This is a genomic window from Pseudomonas antarctica, assembly GCF_900624995.1.
Classification (GTDB): domain Bacteria; phylum Pseudomonadota; class Gammaproteobacteria; order Pseudomonadales; family Pseudomonadaceae; genus Aquipseudomonas; species Aquipseudomonas antarctica.
Genome location: NZ_UYXQ01000006.1, coordinates 109,960 through 132,231 on the forward strand (window position 1 = coordinate 109,960; position 22,272 = coordinate 132,231).

Genomic DNA, 22,272 nt, shown 5'->3' on the forward strand with positions numbered 1-22,272 from the left:
ACCCTCTTATTGTTCTGTCAGCGCGCGCACATGGACGCCGCTTTCAAGACGCGCCAACTGCGCGTCATCGCTGATGCCGAAACCGATCTGCGTGACGGCCATCGCGGCAATCGCCGTGGCGCGGCGCAGAGTGGTTTGCGGCAGATCAGCACTGAGCAAACCGTGGAGCATCCCGGCTAGCAACGAGTCGCCCGCGCCCACCGTGCTGGCGACGCTGACCTTGGGCGGCGTGGCATGCAGCGCCGTGCCCGGGCTGAACCAGTTCACACCGTCGGCGCCATGGGAGATCACCACGTGCTCCACGCCCTGGGCGTGCAAACGCTCGGCGGCCAGGGCCTGTTGCGCGATGGAGTCCGTGGGGCAATCCAAAGCCTCGGCCAACTCTTCAGTGTTGGGTTTGATCAACCACGGGCCCGCCTGCAAACCGGCGCGCAAGGCTTCGCCGCTCGTGTCGAGGGCGACTTTCAAACCGAGGCTTTTCAGATGTTCCAGCAAACCTTTGAACCACTGCGCAGTGACGCCACCCGGCAAGCTACCGGCGACCACCACGGCGTCGTGCCCAGGCGCAATCAGCGTCAGTTGATTGAGCAACGCCGCTTGCGCCTGCTCACTGACCTGCGGCCCTGGTGCGTTGATGTCGGTGACCCGGCCATCCTGTTCGGCGATCTTGATATTGCTGCGGGTTTCGCCCGGCACACGGATAAACGCATCGGCAAAGCCACGCCGCGCGATCAACGCCTCAAACGCCTGAGGGTTGTCTTCACCGAGAAAGCCGCCCACGGTGACTTCATGGCCCAGGTCCGCCAGCACTTGGGCGACATTGACACCCTTGCCGGCGGCATGGGTCAGCAGGGTTTCGCTGCGGTTGACTTCACCCGGTTCCAGGCGCGCCAGGCGTACCGTGAGGTCCAACGCCGGGTTCAGCGTCAGGGTCAGAATCTTCGCCATTTACACGGCCTCCACTAGGGCTCGCACTTCGGCGGGCGAACCCACCGCAAGGGCTTTTTGCGCCAGGCCCTGGGCCTCGCTCAGACTGAATTCGCGCACCCGCGCCTTCACTTCAGGAATGCTGCGGGCCGACACGCTCAACTCATCCACACCCAGGCCGATCAACACCGGCACCGCCAGCGGGTCCGCCGCCAATTCGCCGCACACCCCCACCCATTTGCCATGGGCGTGGGCCGCGCGCACGGTGATGTCGATCAACTGCAACACCGCCGGGTGCAGGCCATCGGCCTGGGCCGACAGCGTCGGGTGGCCACGGTCGATGGCCAGGGTGTACTGGGTCAGGTCGTTGGTGCCGACGCTGAAAAAGTCGACCTCCTTGGCCAATACCGGCGCGATCAAGGCGGCGCAAGGCACTTCAATCATGATCCCCAGTTGCAAGTCAGCCACCGGGATTTCCAGGCGCAGGCGTTCGGTCATGTCACGGGCCGCGCGCCATTCATCGACGCTGCCGACCATGGGAAACATGATGCGCAGCGGCCGGTTGTCCGCCGAACGCAGCAGGGCGCGAAGTTGGGCTTCCATGATCTGCGGGCGTTGCAACGTCAGGCGAATACCACGCACGCCAAGGAAGGGGTTTTCTTCCTCGGCGATCGGCCAGTACGGCAGCGGTTTATCGCCACCCACGTCGAGGGTGCGCACCACCAGCGGGCGACCGTCGAGGCCATCAAGCACGCGGCGGTATTCGGCTTCCTGGGTGGCTTCATCCGGCGCTTGCGGGTGGGCCATGAAAATCAGTTCGGTCCGCAGCAGGCCGATACCTTCGGCGCCCTGCTCCACCGCGCCGGCCACACCGGCGCTTTCGCCGATGTTGGCGAACACTTCAACCGCATGGCCGTCACGGGTCAGCGCCGGTTCGTGGCGCTGGGCCGAGGCGGCTTGCAGGCGTTGCTCGCGGGTGTCGCGTTCGACGGTGGCGCGTTGCAGGGCGGCGGCGTCGGGGTCGATATGCAGGCGCCCGCGCTGGCCGTCGAGCAGCAACGGCGTGCCGGACACGAGCAACAACACAGCCGGGCCTGCGCCTACCAACGCGGGAATGCCCAGGGCTCGCGCGCCACGCGCGGTGAGGATGCCAGCGACGCGGGCCGGGGCCAGGCGCGCAACGTCGGAGGGGCCGACCTCATCCATCACCAGGATGTAAGGCTCGCTCGGCTCCTCGGCGGTGTCGATGCCGCACAGTTGTGCCAGCACACGGCGGCCAATGTCGCGCAGGTCCGCGGCGCGCTCGGCGAGCAAGGCATCCTGCAGCGCCTCCTGCTGCTTGGCGGCGGCTTCGATCACGCTCATCCACGCCGCTTGCGCGCTCTCGCCTTGCTTGAGGCGCGTGTCGACTTCGTCGGTCAGCTCCGGGTCGTCGAGCATTTCCTGGTGGGTGATGAAAATCTCGCGGATGGCTTTGGCCTGGCTGCGTTCAATCAGGCCTTGGATATCGCGGCGCACATCAGCCAGGGCGCTCTGCAGGCGCTGGCGCTCAATGGTTGAGGACTCACCGCGAAGCGGGTAATCGAACACTTGCTGAATCTGGATATGCGCAGGCCCGATGGCAATGCCCGGTGCGGCAGCGATGGCCTGGACCTGGCTGCCAGCTGCGGGCGCGCTGATCACCGGTTCGATGTCGACGGTGGCGGGCTGGGCACTCACGGTCGGCAGCGGCTCAACCTCTTCGCCGAGGCCTGCCTCTACCGCAGCCAACAGAGCGGGCAGCGCATCACCCGCAATCGTCGGCTCAGCAACAAACTCCAGCACCTGCCCGCGACGGGCACCGAGGCTCAGTAACTTGCTCAGGCTTTTCACCGACACGGCGCCTACCGGGCCATCAACGATGCGTACACGGATATCGCCGTCAAAACTTTTCGCTAATTGCGCGAGGATTTTCGCCGGCCGTGCATGCAGGCCATGGGCATTGGCCAGAGTGATGCGCGCGCTCGGCCAGTCGGGCGGCAGTTCGCCGCCGAGTACTTCGAGCACCGCGCGACTGCTGGTGGCGCGGCCCAATTCCTGGCCGCGCCCTTCAATCAACAAAGCGCATAGGCGTTCGAGCAAGGTCTGGTGCGCTTCGCCGAGGCTGGCCAAGCAAAACAGGCCGTTGAGGGGCTGGCCGAGGTAGCGCATCGGCTTGTCCGGCGTCACGAACGCAAGGCCCGGGCGCTTCACCGTCTGCTCGCTGTGCAGCCACCACAGGCCGTCGCCCAGGGGCAGCGCGTCAACTTGCTGCAATACGGCGGCAAAGCCGTTGCTCACACAGTCGGCTTGGCGCAGCAAACGCGCACCGCGCCATACCAGCTCTTCAAAATCATCGGCGGACACGCCCAGGCTGATCATCTGCGCATCCAGCGCCAGTTCCTGCGGCGCACCTTGCAGCAGTTTCAGCAACGCTTCGGCGGAGCTGGCACGGCGCAGGGCCTGGCCCAGGTCGGTCTCACCGAGGGCACGGGTGAGCAGTTGCAACAGGCGCAGGTGTTCATCGGATTTGGCCGCAATGCCGATCGCCAGGTAGACGATCTGGCCGTCGCCCCAGTCCACCCCTTCGGGGAACTGCAACAGGCGCACGCCGGTGGAAAAAACCTGGTCACGGGTTTCTGGGGTGCCATGAGGGATAGCAATACCTTGGCCGAGAAAGGTCGAGCCTTGGGCTTCACGGGCTTGCAAGCCACTGAGGTAGCCTTCGGCAACCAGGCCGTCAGCCGCCAGTTTGTCAGCGAGCAGGTGCAAGGCAGCAGATTTATCCACAGCCCTCTGGCCCATGGATATCTGCTCTACAGTGAGCTCAAGCATGCCGTTCTCCTAGTTAGTGCGGTGTGTGCACTAGGTATTGTTTTGAATAAATCAGCGCAGGATGTTCAAAAATACTGACTGAGCGGTCAATTGGCAGTAGTCACTCAGCGCCGAACATCGCAAAAATACGCCTGCTGAAACGTTTAATCTAGAATTTATGGCAGATTACGCGCTAATTATGCAAGCTTGAAGGGCCACTCGGCGCTTGAGCTCAGACAATAGTCGCGCGCAGGAATCGGTTACGATTGGACAAAATGTCGGGGCAAGCTCGAAAAAACAAGGAAATCCCGGTTTGAAACTCAGTGATATCGCACGTCTGGCCGGTGTGTCCGTGACCACCGCAAGCTACGTCATCAATGGCAAGGCCGCACAGCAACGCATCAGCCAGGCAACCGTCGAGCGGGTGCGTGCGGTGGTCGAAGCCCATGGTTTTACCCCAAACCCCCAGGCGGCCGGGCTGCGCAGTCGGCATACGCGCACGTTGGGTTTCATCCTGCCAGACCTGGAAAACCCCAGTTACGCACGAATCGCCAAGCTGTTGGAACAAGGTGCGCGAGCACGCGGCTATCAGCTACTGATCGCCAGTTCTGACGATGAGGCGAACAGCGAGCGCCAGTTGTTGCAACTGTTCCGCGCACGGCGCTGCGATGCACTGTTTGTCGCCAGTTGCCTGCCGGCCAGCGATGACAGCTACCGCGAGCTGCACGCCAAGGGCCTGCCGGTAATTGCCATTGACCGGGTGATGGAGCCTGCGCAGTTCTGCTCAGTGGTCAGCGACGACCGCCAGGCCTGCCAGCAACTGACCAGCAGCCTGCTGCAACCGGTGCCCAAGCAGATCGCACTGATAGGGGCACGCCCCGAGCTGAGCATCAGCCAGGAGCGTGCTGCCGGTTTCCGCGAAGCCCTGCAAGGGTTCACCGGTGACGTCATCATCGAAGAGGGTGAAGCCTTCAGCCGTGACTGCGGCCGACAACTGATGGAGCAACTTCTGCAGCAACTGGGGCATTTGCCCGACGCACTGGTGACCACCTCCTACGTGCTGCTGCAAGGCGTGTTTGACGCGCTGCACGATTTCCCACTTAAGTCGCGACCGTTGCGCCTGGGTACCTTTGGTGACACCCAATTGCTGGACTTCCTGCCGTTGCCGGTCAATGCAATGGCCCAGCAACATCAGTTGATTGCCGATACCGCCTTGCGCCTGGCCCTGGCCGCCATCGAAGAAGAACAGTACCAACCGGGCGTGCACGCCATCGGTCGAACCTTCAAGCAGCGTATTCACGAGGCTTAAGCGTGGAACTGATCGACACCCACACCCACCTGGACTTCCCGGACTTCGACATTGATCGTCGGGAAGTGCTGGCGCACAGTCGCCAACTCGGCGTGCAGCGCATGGTGGTGTTGGGGGTGTATCAGCAAAATTGGCAACGGTTGTGGGATCTGGTGCAGACCGATGAAGGCTTGTTCGCCGCCTTCGGCCTGCATCCGGTGTACCTCGATGAGCATCGCCCCGCCGATCTGACGGAGTTGGGCGATTGGCTTTCGCGCCTGCACGGTCACCGCCAACTGTGCGCCGTCGGCGAAATCGGCCTGGACTACTTTCTCGAACAGCTGGACCGTGAGCACCAGCAACGTCTGTTTGAGGCCCAGTTGAAACTGGCGGTGGACGTCCAACTCCCGGCACTGCTGCACGTGCGCCGCAGCCACGCGGCGGTGATCGCCACACTCAAGCGCATTCGACTGCCGCGCGGCGGCATCATCCATGCGTTCGCCGGCAGCCTTGAGGAGGCGCGCGAGTACATCAAGCTCGGGTTCAAACTGGGCCTGGGCGGTGCGGCCACCTGGCCTCAGGCACTGCGCATGCACAAGGTGCTCGCCCAATTGCCCCTTGAGGCGGTAGTGCTGGAAACCGACTCGCCGGATATGGCGCCCGTCATGTACCCAGGCCAGCGCAACAGCCCGCAACACCTGCCGGACATCTGCAGCGCCTTGGCCGAACGCATGGGCATCAGCCCCTTGTTATTGGCCGAGGCGAGCACACGCAATGCGTGCGATGTGTTCAATTGGTAGTGGGTTGACTGCTTGCAAGTTCAACGTCAGCCGCTGCCGGTAACGGGCATAACGCAACACCAGGAAGTGCACCAGCACCACCACCAGTGAAACATTGAGTTGCCCGATCACGCTGAGCAGCCCGAGCCACTCGGCCACCATCGCCACGATCAGCACCGCACAGGTCATGACCATCATGCTCGGGCGCACCATGCCCCAGTGATCCAGCGACTTGAATTGGCGTAGCTGCCTGGGGCAGCTCAACTGCAGGATTTGCTGGCAGTACGGGCAATCAAAGGGCTCATGGATGGCGATGGCGTTCAGTTGCCAAGGCTTGAGTTCAAACGTGATGTCGCAATAGGCGCAATGCCCTTTGATGCCGATAAAAACGCTCATCGTTGTGCCTCCTTGGACCGGGACGAGTTGAAACAAATTCTCACCCATTCCGGCACGGAAAAAAGACACACACGCAAATCAAGACAGGCACCACGCCCAACAAAGACCAAATCCTACGCACCGACCCTACACACGAAACGCCCCGATCAATTGCTTCAACTCGATGACCTGCGTCGACAGCAGCCGGCTGGCCGCTTCGGTCTGATACGCGCCTTGGGCCGCATGCTCGCCGGCACGGTTGATGGCGACGATATTCTGGTCGATATCGTGGGCGACGGCAGTTTGCTGCTCCACGGCAGCGGCGATCTGCTGGTTCTGATCGACGATCATGCCGACCGCACCGAGGATATTTTCCAGCGCCTGCTGGACCTTTTCCGACTGCCCCACGGTGCCATTCGCCACGGCATGGCTGGTGCCCATGGCCTTTACCGCGGCACCGACGCCACTGTGCAATCGGCTGATCATCTGTTCGATTTCTTCGGTGGAATGCTGGGTACGCCGGGCCAGGGTGCGCACCTCATCAGCGACCACCGCAAAACCACGGCCCTGCTCACCGGCACGTGCCGCCTCAATCGCTGCATTCAGCGCCAGTAGGTTGGTTTGTTCGGCGATGCTCTTGATCACTTCCAGCACGCGACTGATCGACTGGCTGTCGGTGGCCAACTGGTTGATGACCCGCACCGACTCATCGATTTCCGAGGCCAGGCGCGCAATGCTGCCTTGCTGGGATTGCACCAGGCCACGGCCGCTGGCGGTTTCATCATTGACGCTATGGGCACTGCTGACCGCTGCCGCCGCGCTACGCGCCACTTCCTGGGCCGTGGAAGACATCTGGTTCATCGCCGTGGCCACCTGCTCGATCTGACTGCGCTGCCCGCAAACCGCCTGATTGCTGTGGGCCGACACCGCCTGCACCTGGTCGGCTTGCAACTCGACCTGACTGACGGTGTGGCCGACGCGCTCGATCAGGTCGTGAATTTTGGCTACGGTGGCGTTGAACACTTGCCCCAAATCCCCCAGTTCATCGCGGCTTTGCGCAACGAAGGTGACGGTCATGTCACCGGCCGCGACCTTGTCCATCATCGCCCCCAGGCGGCGCAAGGTTGTGCGGGTCGAAGCATAGAAACCCGCGTACAAGTAGAAGATCAGTAAAAACACCGCCGCCAGGGCCGAGACCAGCACCACCATGTGCGTACGGTTTTGGGCCAGGCGCTGCTCAAGTTGCTGCTCGAGGAAGGTCAAGGTGGCTTCATTGAGCTGGTAGGTCTGGGCCATCAGCGTGCTGACGTCTTCATAGAAAGCCTGCCAGGGAGCATCCAGGGTTTGCGCCATGACGACCTGCTCTTCAAACACGTCACTGCCTTGCTTGAGGCTCGCATTGCTGGCCTTGGCCAGGTTATCGAGCGCCGTATGCGCGGCGTTGCTGGTGCCCAGAGCATCCTGCAATTTCAACGCGTACTCAGCCTGGAGTTTTTCCAACTGCTGCAGCAGTTCGTCAAAGCGTGTGCTGGAGGATGAATTGAGAAAGCCTTGGCCCAGGGAATACGCCCCCATGGCGCGCCCTTCGCCCAAGGTTTGAGTGACGTGCGGGGTTACGCGGGTGACCAGCTCACTGAGTTGGCGTAAATCAGTCTGGGCATCGCGGCTCAAACCGGACTGGCTGGCGATGATCAGGCTAAGCATCTGGGCTTGATTGAGCAACTTGCCGATCAGCGCGCTTTTACTTAGCAGCGAGGTTTCCTGTTGCTGAGCCTTGAACGCAGCGATCATTTCGTCGCGCTTGCCGTCAAACGCGCTGACCTGCTCAGGGTCGAGGGCCATGGCGTTGAGCCCTTGTAGACGACTTAGCACGCTCTGCTCCAAGGCGCTGATCTTGCTTTCCAGGTCACCGGCCTTACCGGACTGACCAAGTACCGCGTTGATCTGTACTTGGTTGTTGAGGGTTTCCAGGTCACGGCGCAGCGCCACACTGCTGCCGAGCAGATCAAGGCTTTGCAGTTCGACCCGTGTGCCCTGGAATTCAGACCAGGAATCACGCACCAGGAAATAATTGGTCGCCAGCATCGGCAGCAGGAACAGCACGCTGATCAGGCTGAATTTCATACCGAAACTCAGGCGGTTCATCAGCGCGACGGCGGGATAGAGCAAGCTCTTCACAGGTGAACTCCCTTTCTATTATTTTTATTGAGGCGCAAGGGGCGCGGCAGAAAGCCACTATTTGGCGCTCTGTCTGTATAGCTCAATTCGAAAGGGAGTTTTGTAACGTAAGGTTAATGACCGGTGGTGAGCAGGCTTGTTGTGGCGAAGGAGCTTGCTTGCGCTGGGGCGCGAAGCGTCCTAAAAAGCTGGCGACTGCTACGCTGTCGAGCGGGAGCAAGCTCCCTCGCCCAAAAAAACCAAACGCATTACTTGCTACGGCAACACCGTCCAAATCGCAAACCCGGCATACCACAGCACCGCCGCACGCAGCAGCAGTTCCCACAGGCGATCCAGGCTGTTAATACCATCCGCCCCCACCACCGGCGGTGGTATCTCAGCCGCCGCAAGACCTACTTTTTCCATCAACTGTGCAGCGCTAATCTCCCAGCTCAACAGCTCATGCAGCATCACTCGGCTGACCGCGACAAAGTTACCCACCAAGGCAAAACTCGCCGCCAGCAGGCGTACCGGTAGCCAGTCAAACGCATGGCGCATCTGCCCGGCACGCTCGGCAACCAACGGGTTCTGGCTATGCTCGCTGGCCAACGCCAACAGGCGATAAGCCAGCGCAGCGACCGGGCCCAGCAGGAAGTACCAGAAAATCACCGCGAAAAAGCTTTGGTAAGCCTGCCAGAGCAGATGGCCTTGCACGCGCTCCAGCAACTGCTCGCCACTGTCGGTCGCAATCTTCAGATCGCGCTCGGCCACGTGTTCCGCCGCTTGCAGGTCACCGCGCCGCCAGGCATCGCGAAACGGCCCGAGCCCAGCCAACAAGTCGCCACGCCCCAGGCTATAGATCACCACCAGCAAGTGCACCGGTAGCGCCAACAGGCCATAAGCCACCGGTTCCAACACCATCAGCAACAGGGCCAGCAAGGCCACCGGCAACAACACCAGCAGTACCAGAATCAACCAGGGCTGCTTGCCCATGCGCGGGCTCGATTCCAGCTTGGCCAGCTCATGCAACCATCCACCGTCACGCTGCAACCGCCGACGCAGGGCCGAAAATTTCTCGATCCAGACCGCTAGCACTAACACCAGAAAACTCATCGTGCGTGTCCTCCATCCTGCAGGGCGCTGCGAAAGCGCGTCCAATCAAAAGCCGGGCCCGGGTCAGTCTTGCGTCCCGGGGCGATATCACTGTGGCCACAAATACGCTGCTGGGTAATGTCCGGATAAGCCGCCAGCAGCTGGCGAGTCAGGTCGATCAGCGATGCATATTGGGCCGCGGTAAACGGTAGCTCGTCCGTCCCTTCCAGCTCGATGCCCAGCGAAAAGTCGTTGCAGACCTCGCGCCCCTCGAAACGGGATATCCCGGCGTGCCAGGCGCGGTCCAGGCACGATACAAACTGCGTCACAGTGCCGTCACGCTCAATCAGAAAATGCGCAGACACGCGTAGGTCGGCAATGCCTTCATAGTAGGGATGTTCCGTGACATCCAGGCGATTCTGAAAGAACTCATGCACCTTGCCAGTGGCAAACTGCGCCGGGGGCAAACTGATGTTATGCACCACCAACAGTGAGATTTCGCCTGCGGGGCGCTCGTTATGGTTGGGCGAAGGGCAATGACGAATGCCCTGGCACCAACCGCTGGTGGGGTCCAACTGCATACAGGTTCCTTGAATGAGACGAGGTGTTACCAGTATGCCGCGTTCAGCCCTGCGGTTGCGATCACTTGCCGCGATTGAGTTCACGCAGGTTGCCAACCACACACGCCAGCGCACGGTCGAACAACAGCCTATCGTCCAAGGTGCGCAGCGCGCCGTGCTTGAACGCCATCGCTAATTGGTCAGCCGTTTTCTCCAGGACTTTGAGCCCTGTGCGGTTGACAAAAATATAGCTATTGGCTGGCGCCATGATCGCCGTCAGTTTGCACCGCAGGCGGGTGCCTTCGTCTGGACGGAATTCAAACCAGCCGCCGATGCGCAGTTGGTGAGCCTTGAGCAGGTCCGGGTCATCGCTCGGCAGGCTTTCCATGGAATCAGGTAACCCGGCACTGAATGAAAAGGGCTCGCGCACCTTGATCGGCGTGTCGGTGCTCTCGCCTTCGGCAGACTGAACATGCATCGCCTGCAAGCGCACAAAAAACTCACGCATGCTGAAGGAGTCGAACGCCGCACTGGTCAAGCCGTTGCGCAATGCAGTGAGCAGCCCAGGCAGTTGCTCCAGCAAGTGTCGGCCAGCTTCTGTGTCTTTCTGCAGGCCCACGCTCCAGATCAACTCGTCCATGGTGCGCACCGCCGCCTGCGACTGCACCGACTGTTCGCCGTGCTTGAGGCTGGCCAACAACAGCACCTGGCTCCAGGCCTGCTGCAGGAACTGCACCACCGATTGCGGTAATACCTTGCCCAGTAACCGTCGGTTGAGCAGGTCGGCCACACGCTCACGAGCGGCTTGCGTACGCACCCGCCCTTCTTCGGCCTCACGGGTGTGCTGCTCAAGCAGCTCGCTACGGCGACGTTCATCGCCGGTAAACGCAGTGAACTGCGCCAGCAATTGGGAAAAAATCGTCGGGTCTTCGACGAAGTCATTCAGCAAACATTGCACCACCTGCTCAATCTGCAGGTACAGGCTGTCACGCTGGTAGTCAGCGTGTGGGCTCCAGCCCATGGCGGCAGCGGCGATTTCATTGAGCAGTCGCCGCGCCGGATGGTGGGTACGGCTGAAAAAACTCTTGTCCAGCAACGCGACTTTCACCAGCGGGATCTGCAAGCGGGCGATCAACCCCTTAAAGGCGTCCGGCACGGTGCAGTCGTCGAGGATGAACTCGAACAGCAGGGCAATCAGGTTGATCGCATCCTCATCAGCGTCTTCCACCACGCGGGATTTTCCGCTCTTGACGCTGACTCGGGTCAACAGCTGCCCAAGCTGGTTGCGCAGGTCGAAATCGTCTTCAACCTCAGGCTCCGGCACGTATTGCTGCAAGTGGGAGAGCAAACGCAGCAGGTCACGGGGGGCGATGGATTGCGGCTCGGCGCTGGCCTCCAGGGTGGGCGCTACGCTGCCACGCTCGCCAGCGAGCAACTTTTGCAACGCGGCGAAGGCTTCCTGGCCGTTTTCATCCAACGGCTGGTCGACGCTGGCCAAGCGGCCTTCGTGCTGTTGCTCGCGCGCCGCACGCCCGCCAAGGCGACGTGACGGTACGGCCTTGAGTTCAGGCAATACCCCGGTGGCAACCAGTAACTGGTTGGCCTCGCCGAACAGCTGATCAGCGTCACTTAGCACATACTTTTCAAAGAGCTTGAGCATGATCAGCTTGACGCGGATCTCTACCCCCAGGCTGCGCCCTGCGCGCAAAAAGAACTCACACAGCAGTGCCGGCCCCAACGGGTTATCGCGCTCATCCAGGGGCTTGCCCAGCAATGCACTCAAGCGCGCGGTCAATTGCCCCAGCGCCAGGCCATCGCGATGCCGCACCCGGCCGAGCATGGCCTCCAGCGCAACGGCTTTTTCCAGATCGTCTTTGGAAGTGCCAGGCGCCGCTTCGTAGGACACCACCGGTACCAAGTGCGGATCACCGTGCCCGGTGCGGCCCAGGTTGGCGAACGCTGCGAACAGTTGCTCCATAAACACGCGCTCGAAATTCTTGCGCTTGAGGCGCAGATCACGCATGGCTTCAAAGAAAATGTGATGGTCCGCATTGCTGCGGGCTTTGTCGGCCATTTCGAACAAGGTGTCGTCGGCGTTATCGAACAGCTCCTGCAGACCTTGCTGCAGTTGTTGGGCAACCTTGTCGCGAACCTGCAGCAACACCACCGGCAGGCGCGCGAGCGGCGATGGCGTGGTCTGTGCCTTATTGATGGGCACCACCTTTTCGTCAATGTGCATCCTGGCCTCCAGAAACGGCGGTGTTGAAGTGGGCAATAACGGCTACAGGCCAAAAGGGTGGCTGCAAAAACCGATCATCACCAGGACGTCAAAGCTATGACGCCAATTGCAAGGCGCGAGATTATCTTGCAAATGAGGGGAGTTGCGCCAGCAAACTCTGCCGTTGTGCTGTAAATGAATAGGGAGCCTGGGTTCAAAGGCGCACACCCCCTATAATCGAGGCACTTTGTTTGTGGAGCCTGTTATGCCGAATCTCCGTCTTGCCGACCTCACCGCCGAAATCGAAGCCAACGTGCGCCGCGCACTGCTGGAAGACATCGGCAGCGGCGACATCACCGCGCAATTGATCCCGGCCGAACGGCTGGCCAAAGCCACGATCATTACTCGCGAGGCGGCGGTTATCGCCGGAACCGCCTGGGTGGACGCGGTATTCCGCCAGCTCGACCCCAGGGTTGCGGTGCATTGGCAGGTAGCCGACGGTGAGCGCGTCAGCCCTGACCAAGTGCTGTTCCACCTCGAAGGCCCAGCCCGTTCACTGCTGAGCGGCGAACGCTGCGCGCTGAATTTTCTGCAAATGCTGTCAGGCGTCGCCACGCGCGCTCAGTCGCTGGCAGACTTTGTCGCCACGACTCAGGTCAAGCTGCTGGACACCCGTAAAACTCTGCCGGGCCTGCGCCTGGCGCAAAAATACGCGGTGACCTGCGGCGGTTGCCATAACCATCGCATCGGTTTGTATGACGCATTTCTGATCAAGGAAAACCATATCGCCGCGTGTGGCGGCATTGCCCAGGCGATTAAGGCCGCCCACCAGATCGCCCCGGGCAAGCCCGTAGAAATCGAAGTGGAAAGCCTGGATGAACTGCGCGAAGCACTGGCGGCGGGTGCCGACATCATCATGCTCGACGAGTTGAGCCTGGAGGACATGCGTGAGGCCGTGCGCCTGAACGCCGGCAAAGCCAAGCTGGAAGCCAGCGGCGGGATCAATGAAACCACCCTGCTGCCCATCGCAGAAACCGGAGTGAACTACATCTCCATCGGCGCGATGACCAAGGATGTGAAAGCGGTGGATTTGTCGATGCGCCTGAGTATCTGAGGCACATAACCAAAAGCCTTGGTGAAATGCTTGTTGTGGCGAGCGTGCTGGCCACAACAAGCTCGCTGCAGGCTTAGCGCCTAGACCACCAGGTCATTCATCTCGCAATACTCTTCCCATTCGACACCCAGCACCTCGGCGGCCTCTTTGTGCAAGGCTAGCCGTGCGGCTTCGAACGCTTCGGGTGTCGAGGTGTACTTGAGGGTCAGTTCCCAAGGCTGATAGCCCTGGCTTTCGGCCTCATCCTCAAATGCCCACTGAATCTGATCGCGCTGATCATCAGCACTCAGGTCCTTGATCTCGTCTTTAAGCTGCGGCGACTCTTCGAGGTATTTTTCGAGCGCTGCTTGGTGCCGAACTTCCTGGGTCATTTCAGTCGTGGTCATGTTGTTCTCTTAGATCGAGGAATGGGGATGCATCTGGGTCATCAAGGTTGCGCAGATACAAAAGAGCAGGCATGAATACCGGCTCGTCTGGCCTTCAGAACCATTCTGGGATCATCTGAAAACGTTACCTTTGAAACAGTGTTGCCTTTGTGCCCGAGACAGGAATCGAACCTGCGACCTTCGCGTTACGAGTGCGCTGCTCTACCAACTGAGCTACACGGGCGATGGGCTAAAGCTAGCACCGCATTAGGCATGCGGCAACTAACTCGCCTATCGCCCAGCGGCCGTTATGCCCCGTCGGCGCCGCAGCCCTTGGCCACGTATTGCGCGTCGGCGTTGGTTGCGCACTTCCAGCCAGCGGTGGCGCTGCGCGTCAACGTGATGGTTTTGCCCAAGACGGGTGCAGGTGCATCCAGAATTTCACAGCTTATGGAGCCGGCGCCGGTAGCCACATCGCCAGCCACGTCGATCTTGCAATTGGCGGTGGGGCTGGTGCCACCGATCAAGGCCAGGGTCGGCACGGTGCCCTGGTTGAGGGTGTCTTCGAAACCGGCCTTCAACGCGGCGATTTCTGCCAACCCCGCGGTGAACTTGGCCTTGGCCTGGTGCTTGGTGTACAGCGGCAAACACACAGTGGCCAAAATGCCGATGATTGCCACGACGATCAACAACTCGATCAAGGTAAAGCCTTTCTGACGCATCACATTCACTCTCCAGAGATAGAACCCGTAACAAGGCGCGTCCTGCGCCCCGCATTATGCAACGGCGCCAGTGTACTCATCCGCGAGCGGCCAATCGCGTGCAAGACGCACAATCTGACATTTTAACGCCCGCCGCCGACCAGCCCGAATCCGGCACCAGACTAAGCTATAAATCTTCAACGACCTGTGTGCGAAAACGTGAGATGAATGACGCTGCAACGATCTACGCCTGGGAAGGCATCAACCGCAAAGGGCGTAGGGTGTCCGGGCAAACCGTCGGCCATGATCTGGCGCTGATCAAGGCGCAGTTGCGCCAGCAAGGGATCTGCCCCGGCCGCGTGCGCAAAAAAACCACTCACCTGCCAAGCTTCGCCATACCGATAAAACCCGCCGATATTGCCTTGTTCACCCGCCAGTTGGCGACATTGCTGAAGGCTGGCATACCCTTGTTGCAAGCCTTCGACATTATCCGCGAAGGCTTCGACAGCCGACTGATGCGCGAGCTGGTAAAAGGCTTGAAGCAGGAAATCGCCGCCGGCAATAACCTGGCGGCAGCACTGCGCAAGCATCCGCGCTACTTCGATGACCTGTATTGCAACTTGGTCGCTGCCGGCGAACAGGCTGGCGCCTTGGAAACCCTGCTGGAGCGGGTGGCGGTGCACCTGGAAAAAAGCCAGCAGCTCAAAGCGCGAATCAAGAAGGCCATGACCTACCCCCTCGCCGTGATCGTGATCGCATGCCTGGTCAGCAGCGTCCTGCTGATCCATGTGGTGCCGCAGTTCCAGAGCCTGTTTGCCGGCGTCGACGGCAAACTGCCCGGCTTTACCTTGAAGGTGATTGCCTTATCCGAATTCCTGCAACAGGCCTGGTGGATGGTCGCGCTTGGGGCAGGCGCCACAATTGTCGGGGTGCGCCAGGCCTACCGGACATTGCCTGGTTTTCGCCACTGGCTGGACGCCGGTTTGTTGAACGCGCCTCTGGCAGGCACACTGCTGAAAAAATCCGCCGTCGCCCGCTATGCACGCACACTCTCGACGACCTTTGCTGCAGGCGTGCCCTTAGTGCAGGCTCTCGATTCCGTGGCAGGCGCGGTAGGTAATGGGTTGTTCAAACAGGCGATCGAGCATATGCGTCACGATGTATCCACAGGCATGCAGTTGCATCAATCCATGGCCAGTAAGGGGCTGTTTCCCGGCATGGCGATCCAGATGACGGCGATCGGCGAAGAATCGGGCACCCTGGACACCATGCTGGAAAAAGTCGCCAACCACTATGAGGCCGACGTGGACAACCTGGTCGATAACCTCACCAGCCTTATGGAGCCGCTGATTATGGTGGTGTTAGGCGGCATCGTCGGCGCCTTGGTCATCGCTATGTACCTGCCGGTGTTCCAGTTGGGGTCCGCATTTTGAGCCTGCTGCTTCAAGAAGAACCCTGGGTGTTTGTCGGGATCGCGCTGTCACTCGGCCTGATCATCGGCAGCTTCATCAACGTGCTGGTGTGGCGCCTGCCGACGATGCTGCAGCGCGAATGGCGCGCCCAGGCCCAGGAGGTGCTCGGTTTGCCTGCAGACCCTGCGGGCCCCGCCTACACCTTGATGCGGCCCAATTCGTGCTGCCCGCGGTGCAACCAGCCGATTCGCCCGCGGGAAAATATCCCGCTGCTCAGCTACCTGCTGCTCAGAGGGCGCTGCGCTCAATGTCGTGAACCGATCAGCGCGCGCTACCCGTTCACGGAGCTTGCCTGCGCGCTGATCTCGGCGACCGTTGCCTGGCATTTCGGCTTCGGCTGGCAAGCTGGCGCAGTGATGTTGCTGAGCTGGGGGTTGCTGGCAATGAGCCTGATCGATGTCGACCATCAATTGCTGCCCGACGTTCTGGTGCTGCCGCTGCTATGGCTGGGGTTGATCCTAAACAGTGCCGACGTGTTGGCGACACTGCCCGATGCGTTATGGGGCGCCGTCATTGGTTACACGAGCCTGTGGACAGTGTTCTGGCTGTTCAAGGTGGTCACCGGCAAGGACGGCATGGGCTATGGCGACTTCAAGTTATTAGCCCTGCTGGGGGCTTGGGGTGGCTGGCAAATTCTGCCGATGACCCTGCTGATGTCGTCGCTGCTCGGCGTGCTTGCCGGGCTGGTCCTGATGCGTTTGCGTAAGCCCCAGGCTTCGATACCCATGCCGTTTGGTCCATGCCTGGCGATTGCCGGCTGGATTGCATTGCTCTGGGGTGGTCAAATAACCGACTTCTATTTGCAGTCTGTCGGTTTCAAATGACCACTTCTGTTGCAGCACCTTGGATTCTTGGCCTCACCGGCGGCATCGGCAGCGGTAAAAGCGCGGCTGCCCAGCACTTTATCGACCTGGGCATCGACCTGGTAGACGCCGACCATGCTGCCCGCTGGGTGGTCGAGCCCGGGCGGGCGGCCTTGGCGCAGATCGCCGAGCATTTCGGTACTGGCGTATTGCAGCCCGATGGCCAGTTGGACCGCGCCGCGTTGCGCAAGCTCATCTTTGAAGTACCCGAAGAGCGCCGATGGCTCGAGGCTCTGCTGCACCCGCTGATCGGTGAGGAAATTCGCAGCCACCTGGCGCGCGCGCGGTCGCCCTACGCGATTCTGGTGTCGCCGCTGCTGATTGAGTCCGGCCAGTACAGCATGACCCAGCGCATCCTGGTGATCGACGTGCCGCAATCACTGCAGATTCAGCGTACCCTGCAGCGCGACGGCATCAGCGAACAGCAGGTGCAGGCGATTCTGAAGGCTCAGTCCAGCCGCGAAGACCGCCTGAACCATGCCGATGACGTGCTGGTCAATGACCAGGACCTCGCCTGGCTGCACAGCGAGGTCGAGCGACTGCACCACTTTTACCTTACTTTGCGTGGAGGCCGATCATGAGCCAACCTATGACCGTCGACTGCCCAACCTGCGGTGCGCCCGTGGAATGGAAAGCGACCAACCCAAACCGGCCGTTCTGCTCGGACCGTTGCAAACTTATCGACCTGGGCGCCTGGGCGTCGGAAGAACATAAAATCCCGGTCAGCCCGGATGCGGAGGACGACCTGTTCTCCGAAGACCTGCCACCGCGTCACTAAGGCCGCATAAAGGCGTATTCCTGCTGGTCGTCGAGGTTTTCTGCAAGGTATTGCAGCTCGTCGGCCAGGTCTTCGAAACTGCGTACGCCTTTGCTCTGCTGCACTACCGCGCTGAGCATGGCGCGCAGGGTCAGGCCTGGGTCAAAACCGATTTCCTGCGCGGCGTCCTGGCTCCTGCGCAACTCCTGCCTCGCCCATTCGTACACACTCATAATCCAAGCTCCTGGAAGAATTTCGCAGAGCATGGGCCTGTGCCGCTACCTGAGATTTGATATGGATCAACGCTGCGAATCGTCATCCTTCCAGGGGGCCGATAGATAACGCGTGCGGTTGAAGGTTTCAAGCCATTCAGGGCAGAACACCACCAGGGCGCTGACGACCATGCCGTTGATGAACGCCTCGGGGAAGATGATCAGCCATAGATAACCGACAAAATCCTCCAGCCATTCCGGCATTGCAAAACGGCCGTCGAACCACAGCAGGCCCAATGCAGCCAACAGGCAGAGCAGCGCCGACAGCGCGGCGGCAAAAAAGCCCGAGCAGAAGATATACACAAAGGGATTGCGTGGTTGCGCCCGCTCGACCAGCACCGCGCAGGCCTCAGTGACCAGCACAGGCAACACGATCAGCAGCAGGCCGTTGACGCCGACGGCGGCCAAATCCTGGCGCCCCAGCAGAACCAGCCCGAATTGAGCAGCCAACCCGCCGACGATTGCCAAAGGCCAATCGAGCAGCAGGGTGACGGCTGTCATGCCGATAAAGTGGTAGGAAACCCCCGTATCGAAATCTCGCCTTACCAGCCACAGCATGAACAGGGCGAACACCGTACCGAACAACAAATGCTGGCGCCGTCGGTCGGCGAACAGCTCGACCCACGGCGAGCGCAAGATTGCCCATATTACTACTGGCACATACAGCAACCAGCCGATGCTGAGGGTTTCCGGCGCCAGCACCGCGGCGCTGATCACGGCTTAACTTGCTCCAAGGCTTGGCGCAACTCGGCGGCTGAGCTGTATTCGGATTGCGCGACCAGCGTGCCGTTATCGAGTTGCAGCCACAGCACTTTATCCACAGCCCCCGGATAACGCGGGGCGATACGCGCGTCGCGGTCGAGCATGACCCGGTAGTTGTAGGCTCGCATGGCCGGCACGGCAAACAGCTTGGCGATCAGCCGGGGCATGCGCTGGATATCCGCAACAAACACTGTATGCCGCGCTTGGAGGTAGCCCTTGGGCTGACCTTGCAACGCCGCATCGACCAACTTGGCAGCGTCCATACTGCGCGCCACCAACAGAATCTGCGCCTGATCATCCAGGGTGTAGGCCTGATCGAACTGGTCGAGTAAGGTCCACGGCGCGACGCGCTCCCCCACTTCGATGGCGTGGGCCCACAAGGGTAAAAGGCTCAAAAACAGCACCACGAAAAACTTCACCGCAGACTCCTTGGTTTGGATGTTGGTCGAGTGGCCAGTCTACACCGGCGTTTTAAAGCAAGACTTCCTGCCGTCATCATTTGAACGCTAAGCTACCCCTATGGATGACTCAGATTACTTGCGCCTGCTCACGGTAGCGGCCGAACAAGCCAACGCGTTCCTGTCCAATGCCCGCAAATGGGAGCGTGAGCGTTGGGTCTGCCAGCGCCTGCTGCAAGGCTTGAATGTGCCCTATCGGGCCGAAGAGTTTCATGCCGCCGGTCAAGAGCCGCCTGATGTACTGTTTCGCGATGCGAGCTTCGAGGTATTTTTCGTACTGGATGAGGGCCGACGTCTGAACGACGAATGGCGCGATGAGTTGCTGCGCCGGCGCAGTGCATTTTCTCTGAGCCAGTTGGTGCGGCGCGAGGCCAAGCCGCGGCGCATTCCGGCCCATGAATTCCTGCTGCGCCTGGCACCGACGCTGCGCAAAAAAGCGCATAACTATAAAGAGCGCGGCATGGACCTGGGCGAACTGGACCTCATCGCTTTCACCAGCCTCAAGCGCGAGGTGCTGGACCTCAACAGCCATTTCCCGCCCCCCACTGAATACCTGCGCCAGGGCTGGCGCTCGCTGTCCCTGGTAGGGCCGACCTTTGCCCGGGTGCTGTTCGCCCACCCCGACGCACCAGACTTCTTGCGCAACAACCTGGGGCGCAGCATAGTATTCGACGTGGGCATCAGCCTGTGACGCGGGCACAGGCTACGCTTGTGGCAATGCCGCCAATCTCCTGACTGTAACGTGGCGCCCTTTTGCTACGTCTACCTGACGAGGCCTTTATGACCAGCCGCCTGAACCCCGATGACCAACAGCATGTCGAAGAGTACCTGCAACTCTCCCAGAACCAAGTCGAGCGCAAGCCTTTCCGGCCGTGGCTGCTCCTTGGTGTGGTGCTGGTAGTGGTGATCGGGCTGGGTCTGCTGAGCCGCCTTCTGAGTTATCTGACGCTATGAGCTGCCTGGCGCTCGCGAGGGTAACTGCTCCAATTTCTTTTAGCCTTGCGAGATATCCCCATGACCCATCGTATTATTATCGTCGGCGGCGGCGCCGGCGGCTTGGAGTTGGCTACCCGCCTGGGTAAGACTCTGGGCAAGCGCGGCACCGCCAGCATCACGCTGGTGGACACCAACCTGACCCATATCTGGAAACCGCTGCTGCACGAGGTGGCGGCCGGTTCGCTGAATTCTTCGGAGGACGAACTCAATTATGTCGCCCAGGCCAAATGGAACCACTTCGAGTTCCAACTGGGGCGCATGAGCGGGCTTGACCGTGAACAGAAGAAAATCCAGCTGGCCGCCACACTCGATGAAGAAGGCCGAGAGCTGGTGCCTGCACGCGTGCTGGGCTACGACAGCCTGGTGATTGCGGTCGGCAGCACCACCAACGATTTCGGAACCGAAGGCGCGGCGCAGCACTGCCTGTTCCTAGACACGCGCAAGCAGGCCGAGCGTTTTCACCAGCAGTTGCTCAACCACTACCTGCGCGCCCATGCCGGGCAGACCGATACCATTGAGCAAATCAGCGTCGCCATCGTCGGTGCCGGTGCCACCGGTGTTGAACTCGCCGCCGAACTGCATAACGCCGCCCATGAGCTGGCAGCGTATGGCCTGGACCGGATCAAGCCAGAAAACATGCACATCACCCTGATCGAAGCCGGCCCACGGGTATTGCCTGCGCTGCCGGAGCGGATTGGCGGGCCTGTGCATAAAACACTGGAGAAACTCGGTGTCACCGTGCTGACCAATTCAGCGGTCAGCGAAGTGACCGCTGACGCGCTGATCACCAGCAGCGGCCAGGTCATCCCAGCCAGCCTGAAGGTGTGGGCCGCCGGAATTCGCGCGCCAGGTTTCCTCAAGGACATCGATGGCCTGGAAACCAACCGCATCAACCAGCTCCAAGTGCTCCCAACGCTGCAGACCACTCGCGATGAAAACATCTTCGCCTTTGGCGACTGCGCCGCCTGCCCGCAACCAGGCACGGACCGCAATGTGCCGCCACGTGCCCAGGCCGCTCACCAGCAGGCTTCGTTGTTGGCCAAGTCGCTGAAGCTGCGCATTGAGGGCAAGGACCTGCCGTCCTACAAGTACACCGACTACGGTTCGCTGATCTCGCTGTCGCGGTTCTCCGCGGTGGGTAACTTGATGGGCAACTTGACGGGCAGCGTGATGCTCGAAGGTTGGCTGGCGCGAATGTTTTATGTGTCGCTGTATCGCATGCACCAGATGGCGCTGTACGGTTTTTTCCGCACGGCGATGCTGATGCTCGGGAGCAAGATTGGGCGCGGGACTGAGCCTCGGCTCAAGCTGCACTGATCGACTGAACGGCCACAAAAAAATCCCCCTATCGCACGATAGGGGGATTTTTTATTGGGCTAACTCTGCTGGTAGAACTCGGCCATATAGTCGACAAACGCCCGCACCTTTGGTGCCAGGTGCCGAGACTGTGGATAAAGAGCGTAGTAGTGCCGCTCGCCCAATGAGTAATTGGGCAGAATGCGCACCAGTTGGCCCTGCGCCAAGTCATTGTGCACGGTGGCCTGGGTGAAGCACGCAATGCCCGCCCCGGCCAACGTGGCCGCGTGCAGCGCGCTAATGGTGTTGGTGCTGAACCGCCCCGACGGCGTGACGCTGACTACACCGCCACGTGCCGCGCTCAGTTGCCAATCCGAAGATGCCCCCACGAAGCTCAGCAAGTGATGTTTGTCGAGCTCCTGGGCCGAACGCGGTAAACCATGGCGGCCGATGTAGCCCGGCGAAGCCACCAGCACCTGACTGGAAACCGTCAACGTGCGTGCAATCAGCGAGGTGTCCGCCAGCGCGCTGGCGATGCGTATCGCGACATCAAACCCGTCAGCAACCAAATCGACGAATTGATCATCGCAACACAGTTGCAGCTCAATATCAGGATAGCGCCGCTGAAAACCCGGCAGCCAGTGCGGCAGATCCAAGGTGCCCACCACCAGCGGCACACTGACTCTCAGCACGCCTTCAGGGCGTTGGTGCCCGTGGGCGATGGCCTGGGATGCGGCGTCGAGACGGTCGAGGATATCCACGCACGCCGCGTAGTACTGCTCCCCGGCCGCCGTCAGACTGAAGCGCCGCGTGTTGCGGTTGATCAGCTGGGCGCCCAGCTCAATCTCCAACTGCTGCAACTGCCGGGAAATCGTCGAGTGCGTGGTGTCCAGGCGCTCTGCTGCGGCAGAAAACCCTTTGGCGTCAACGATGCACCGAAAGGCGCGCATGGCGGATAACTGGTTCATGCAACAGGCGGTCCCTGCGG

The 22,272-nt window shown here is 60.8% G+C and carries 23 protein-coding genes, 1 tRNA gene and 1 pseudogene; 10 read left to right on the top strand and 15 right to left on the bottom strand.

Features of this window, described 5'->3' with window-relative positions; all coding sequences use genetic code 11:
* Positions 1–6: 6 nt before the first annotated feature.
* Complete coding sequence (gene pfkB, locus E0F99_RS06675; RefSeq protein ID WP_083360190.1) at positions 7–948, bottom strand: 1-phosphofructokinase; 942 nt, start codon at positions 946–948, stop codon at positions 7–9.
* A complete protein-coding gene (ptsP, locus tag E0F99_RS06680; RefSeq protein ID WP_083360191.1) occupies positions 949–3,780 on the bottom strand; it encodes a phosphoenolpyruvate--protein phosphotransferase in 2,832 nt (943 codons plus the stop codon). It abuts the gene before it with no gap.
* A 292-nt stretch (positions 3,781–4,072) separates the two neighbouring features.
* Between ptsP and cra the strand changes: the two genes are divergently transcribed.
* Positions 4,073–5,068 (top strand): catabolite repressor/activator, encoded by a 996-nt coding sequence (gene cra / locus E0F99_RS06685; RefSeq protein WP_083360192.1) that lies wholly within the window; start codon positions 4,073–4,075, stop codon positions 5,066–5,068.
* A gap of 2 nt (positions 5,069–5,070) precedes the next feature.
* Positions 5,071–5,847: a TatD family hydrolase gene (locus E0F99_RS06690; protein ID WP_083360193.1), complete on the top strand. Its 777-nt coding sequence runs from the start codon at positions 5,071–5,073 to the stop codon at positions 5,845–5,847.
* Here E0F99_RS06690 and E0F99_RS06695 read toward each other — a convergent pair.
* The 6 genes and pseudogenes from E0F99_RS06695 to E0F99_RS06715 form a co-directional block, all read right to left on the bottom strand.
* Entirely contained in the window at positions 5,797–6,222 is a 426-nt protein-coding gene (locus E0F99_RS06695; RefSeq protein ID WP_083360194.1) for a hypothetical protein, read from the bottom strand. The two genes, E0F99_RS06690 and E0F99_RS06695, sit on opposite strands and share 51 nt — an antisense overlap.
* 126 nt (positions 6,223–6,348) lie before the next feature.
* Positions 6,349–7,062, bottom strand: a complete 714-nt coding sequence (locus E0F99_RS31065; protein WP_408003455.1) for a methyl-accepting chemotaxis protein — start codon at positions 7,060–7,062, stop codon at positions 6,349–6,351.
* A gap of 144 nt (positions 7,063–7,206) precedes the next feature.
* A pseudogene (locus E0F99_RS31070) lies at positions 7,207–8,346 on the bottom strand (HAMP domain-containing protein); the annotation flags it as partial.
* A gap of 288 nt (positions 8,347–8,634) precedes the next feature.
* Entirely contained in the window at positions 8,635–9,471 is an 837-nt protein-coding gene (gene ampE / locus E0F99_RS06705; protein WP_083360196.1) for a regulatory signaling modulator protein AmpE, read from the bottom strand.
* Positions 9,468–10,031, bottom strand: coding sequence for a 1,6-anhydro-N-acetylmuramyl-L-alanine amidase AmpD (ampD, locus tag E0F99_RS06710; protein WP_083360197.1), 564 nt, complete (start codon positions 10,029–10,031; stop codon positions 9,468–9,470). The genes ampE and ampD overlap by 4 nt, the downstream gene beginning before the upstream one ends.
* A gap of 61 nt (positions 10,032–10,092) precedes the next feature.
* Positions 10,093–12,249: a DUF1631 domain-containing protein gene (locus E0F99_RS06715; protein ID WP_083360198.1), complete on the bottom strand. Its 2,157-nt coding sequence runs from the start codon at positions 12,247–12,249 to the stop codon at positions 10,093–10,095.
* Between the two features lie 244 nt (positions 12,250–12,493).
* Here E0F99_RS06715 and nadC point away from each other — a divergent pair, with 244 nt between their 5' ends.
* Positions 12,494–13,342, top strand: a complete 849-nt coding sequence (gene nadC / locus E0F99_RS06720) for a carboxylating nicotinate-nucleotide diphosphorylase (protein WP_083360199.1) — start codon at positions 12,494–12,496, stop codon at positions 13,340–13,342.
* An 80-nt stretch (positions 13,343–13,422) separates the two neighbouring features.
* Here the strand turns inward: nadC and E0F99_RS06725 are convergent, their stop codons facing one another.
* The 3 genes from E0F99_RS06725 to E0F99_RS06735 all read right to left on the bottom strand — a co-directional run bounded on the left by E0F99_RS06725 (position 13,423) and on the right by E0F99_RS06735 (position 14,429).
* A complete protein-coding gene (locus tag E0F99_RS06725; protein ID WP_083360200.1) occupies positions 13,423–13,728 on the bottom strand; it encodes a DUF6388 family protein in 306 nt (101 codons plus the stop codon).
* Between the two features lie 150 nt (positions 13,729–13,878).
* Positions 13,879–13,951, bottom strand: a tRNA-Thr gene (locus E0F99_RS06730).
* A 64-nt stretch (positions 13,952–14,015) separates the two neighbouring features.
* Positions 14,016–14,429, bottom strand: coding sequence for a pilin (locus tag E0F99_RS06735; protein ID WP_083360201.1), 414 nt, complete (start codon positions 14,427–14,429; stop codon positions 14,016–14,018).
* A 203-nt stretch (positions 14,430–14,632) separates the two neighbouring features.
* Here E0F99_RS06735 and E0F99_RS06740 point away from each other — a divergent pair, with 203 nt between their 5' ends.
* The 4 genes from E0F99_RS06740 to yacG are packed head-to-tail and all read left to right on the top strand — an operon-like array spanning position 14,633 to position 17,521.
* Complete coding sequence (locus E0F99_RS06740; protein WP_083360202.1) at positions 14,633–15,841, top strand: type II secretion system F family protein; 1,209 nt, start codon at positions 14,633–14,635, stop codon at positions 15,839–15,841.
* Positions 15,838–16,704, top strand: coding sequence for a prepilin peptidase (locus tag E0F99_RS06745; RefSeq protein WP_083360203.1), 867 nt, complete (start codon positions 15,838–15,840; stop codon positions 16,702–16,704). The genes E0F99_RS06740 and E0F99_RS06745 overlap by 4 nt, the downstream gene beginning before the upstream one ends.
* On the top strand, positions 16,701–17,324 hold the full coding sequence (coaE, locus tag E0F99_RS06750; protein WP_083360204.1) for a dephospho-CoA kinase: 624 nt from the start codon (positions 16,701–16,703) through the stop codon (positions 17,322–17,324). Before E0F99_RS06745 ends, coaE begins: the two co-directional genes overlap by 4 nt.
* Positions 17,321–17,521, top strand: a complete 201-nt coding sequence (yacG, locus tag E0F99_RS06755) for a DNA gyrase inhibitor YacG (protein ID WP_083360205.1) — start codon at positions 17,321–17,323, stop codon at positions 17,519–17,521. The genes coaE and yacG overlap by 4 nt, the downstream gene beginning before the upstream one ends.
* Here yacG and E0F99_RS06760 read toward each other — a convergent pair.
* From E0F99_RS06760 to E0F99_RS06770, 3 genes are all read right to left on the bottom strand, one after another.
* A complete protein-coding gene (locus tag E0F99_RS06760; RefSeq protein WP_003171680.1) occupies positions 17,518–17,733 on the bottom strand; it encodes a hypothetical protein in 216 nt (71 codons plus the stop codon). The two genes, yacG and E0F99_RS06760, sit on opposite strands and share 4 nt — an antisense overlap.
* 66 nt (positions 17,734–17,799) lie before the next feature.
* A complete protein-coding gene (locus E0F99_RS06765) occupies positions 17,800–18,489 on the bottom strand; it encodes an energy-coupling factor ABC transporter permease (protein ID WP_083360206.1) in 690 nt (229 codons plus the stop codon).
* Positions 18,486–18,953 carry an FAD/FMN-containing dehydrogenase gene (locus tag E0F99_RS06770; RefSeq protein ID WP_083360207.1) on the bottom strand — a complete coding sequence of 156 codons (468 nt, stop codon included), beginning with the start codon at positions 18,951–18,953 and terminating at the stop codon, positions 18,486–18,488. The genes E0F99_RS06765 and E0F99_RS06770 overlap by 4 nt, the downstream gene beginning before the upstream one ends.
* A gap of 100 nt (positions 18,954–19,053) precedes the next feature.
* On the opposite strand from E0F99_RS06770, the gene E0F99_RS06775 reads away from it, so the two are divergent.
* From E0F99_RS06775 to E0F99_RS06785, 3 genes are all read left to right on the top strand, one after another.
* Positions 19,054–19,683 (top strand): DUF1780 domain-containing protein, encoded by a 630-nt coding sequence (locus E0F99_RS06775; protein WP_083360208.1) that lies wholly within the window; start codon positions 19,054–19,056, stop codon positions 19,681–19,683.
* Between the two features lie 89 nt (positions 19,684–19,772).
* Positions 19,773–19,946 (top strand): DUF3094 family protein, encoded by a 174-nt coding sequence (locus E0F99_RS06780; RefSeq protein WP_048724181.1) that lies wholly within the window; start codon positions 19,773–19,775, stop codon positions 19,944–19,946.
* Between the two features lie 60 nt (positions 19,947–20,006).
* The gene (locus tag E0F99_RS06785) at positions 20,007–21,305 is read left to right on the top strand and encodes an NAD(P)/FAD-dependent oxidoreductase (protein WP_083360209.1); all 1,299 of its coding nucleotides are present in this window, start codon (positions 20,007–20,009) and stop codon (positions 21,303–21,305) included.
* Positions 21,306–21,364: 59 nt separating this feature from the next.
* Here E0F99_RS06785 and E0F99_RS06790 read toward each other — a convergent pair whose 3' ends face one another.
* Complete coding sequence (locus tag E0F99_RS06790) at positions 21,365–22,252, bottom strand: LysR family transcriptional regulator (protein ID WP_165447607.1); 888 nt, start codon at positions 22,250–22,252, stop codon at positions 21,365–21,367.
* Positions 22,253–22,272: the final 20 nt, after the last annotated feature.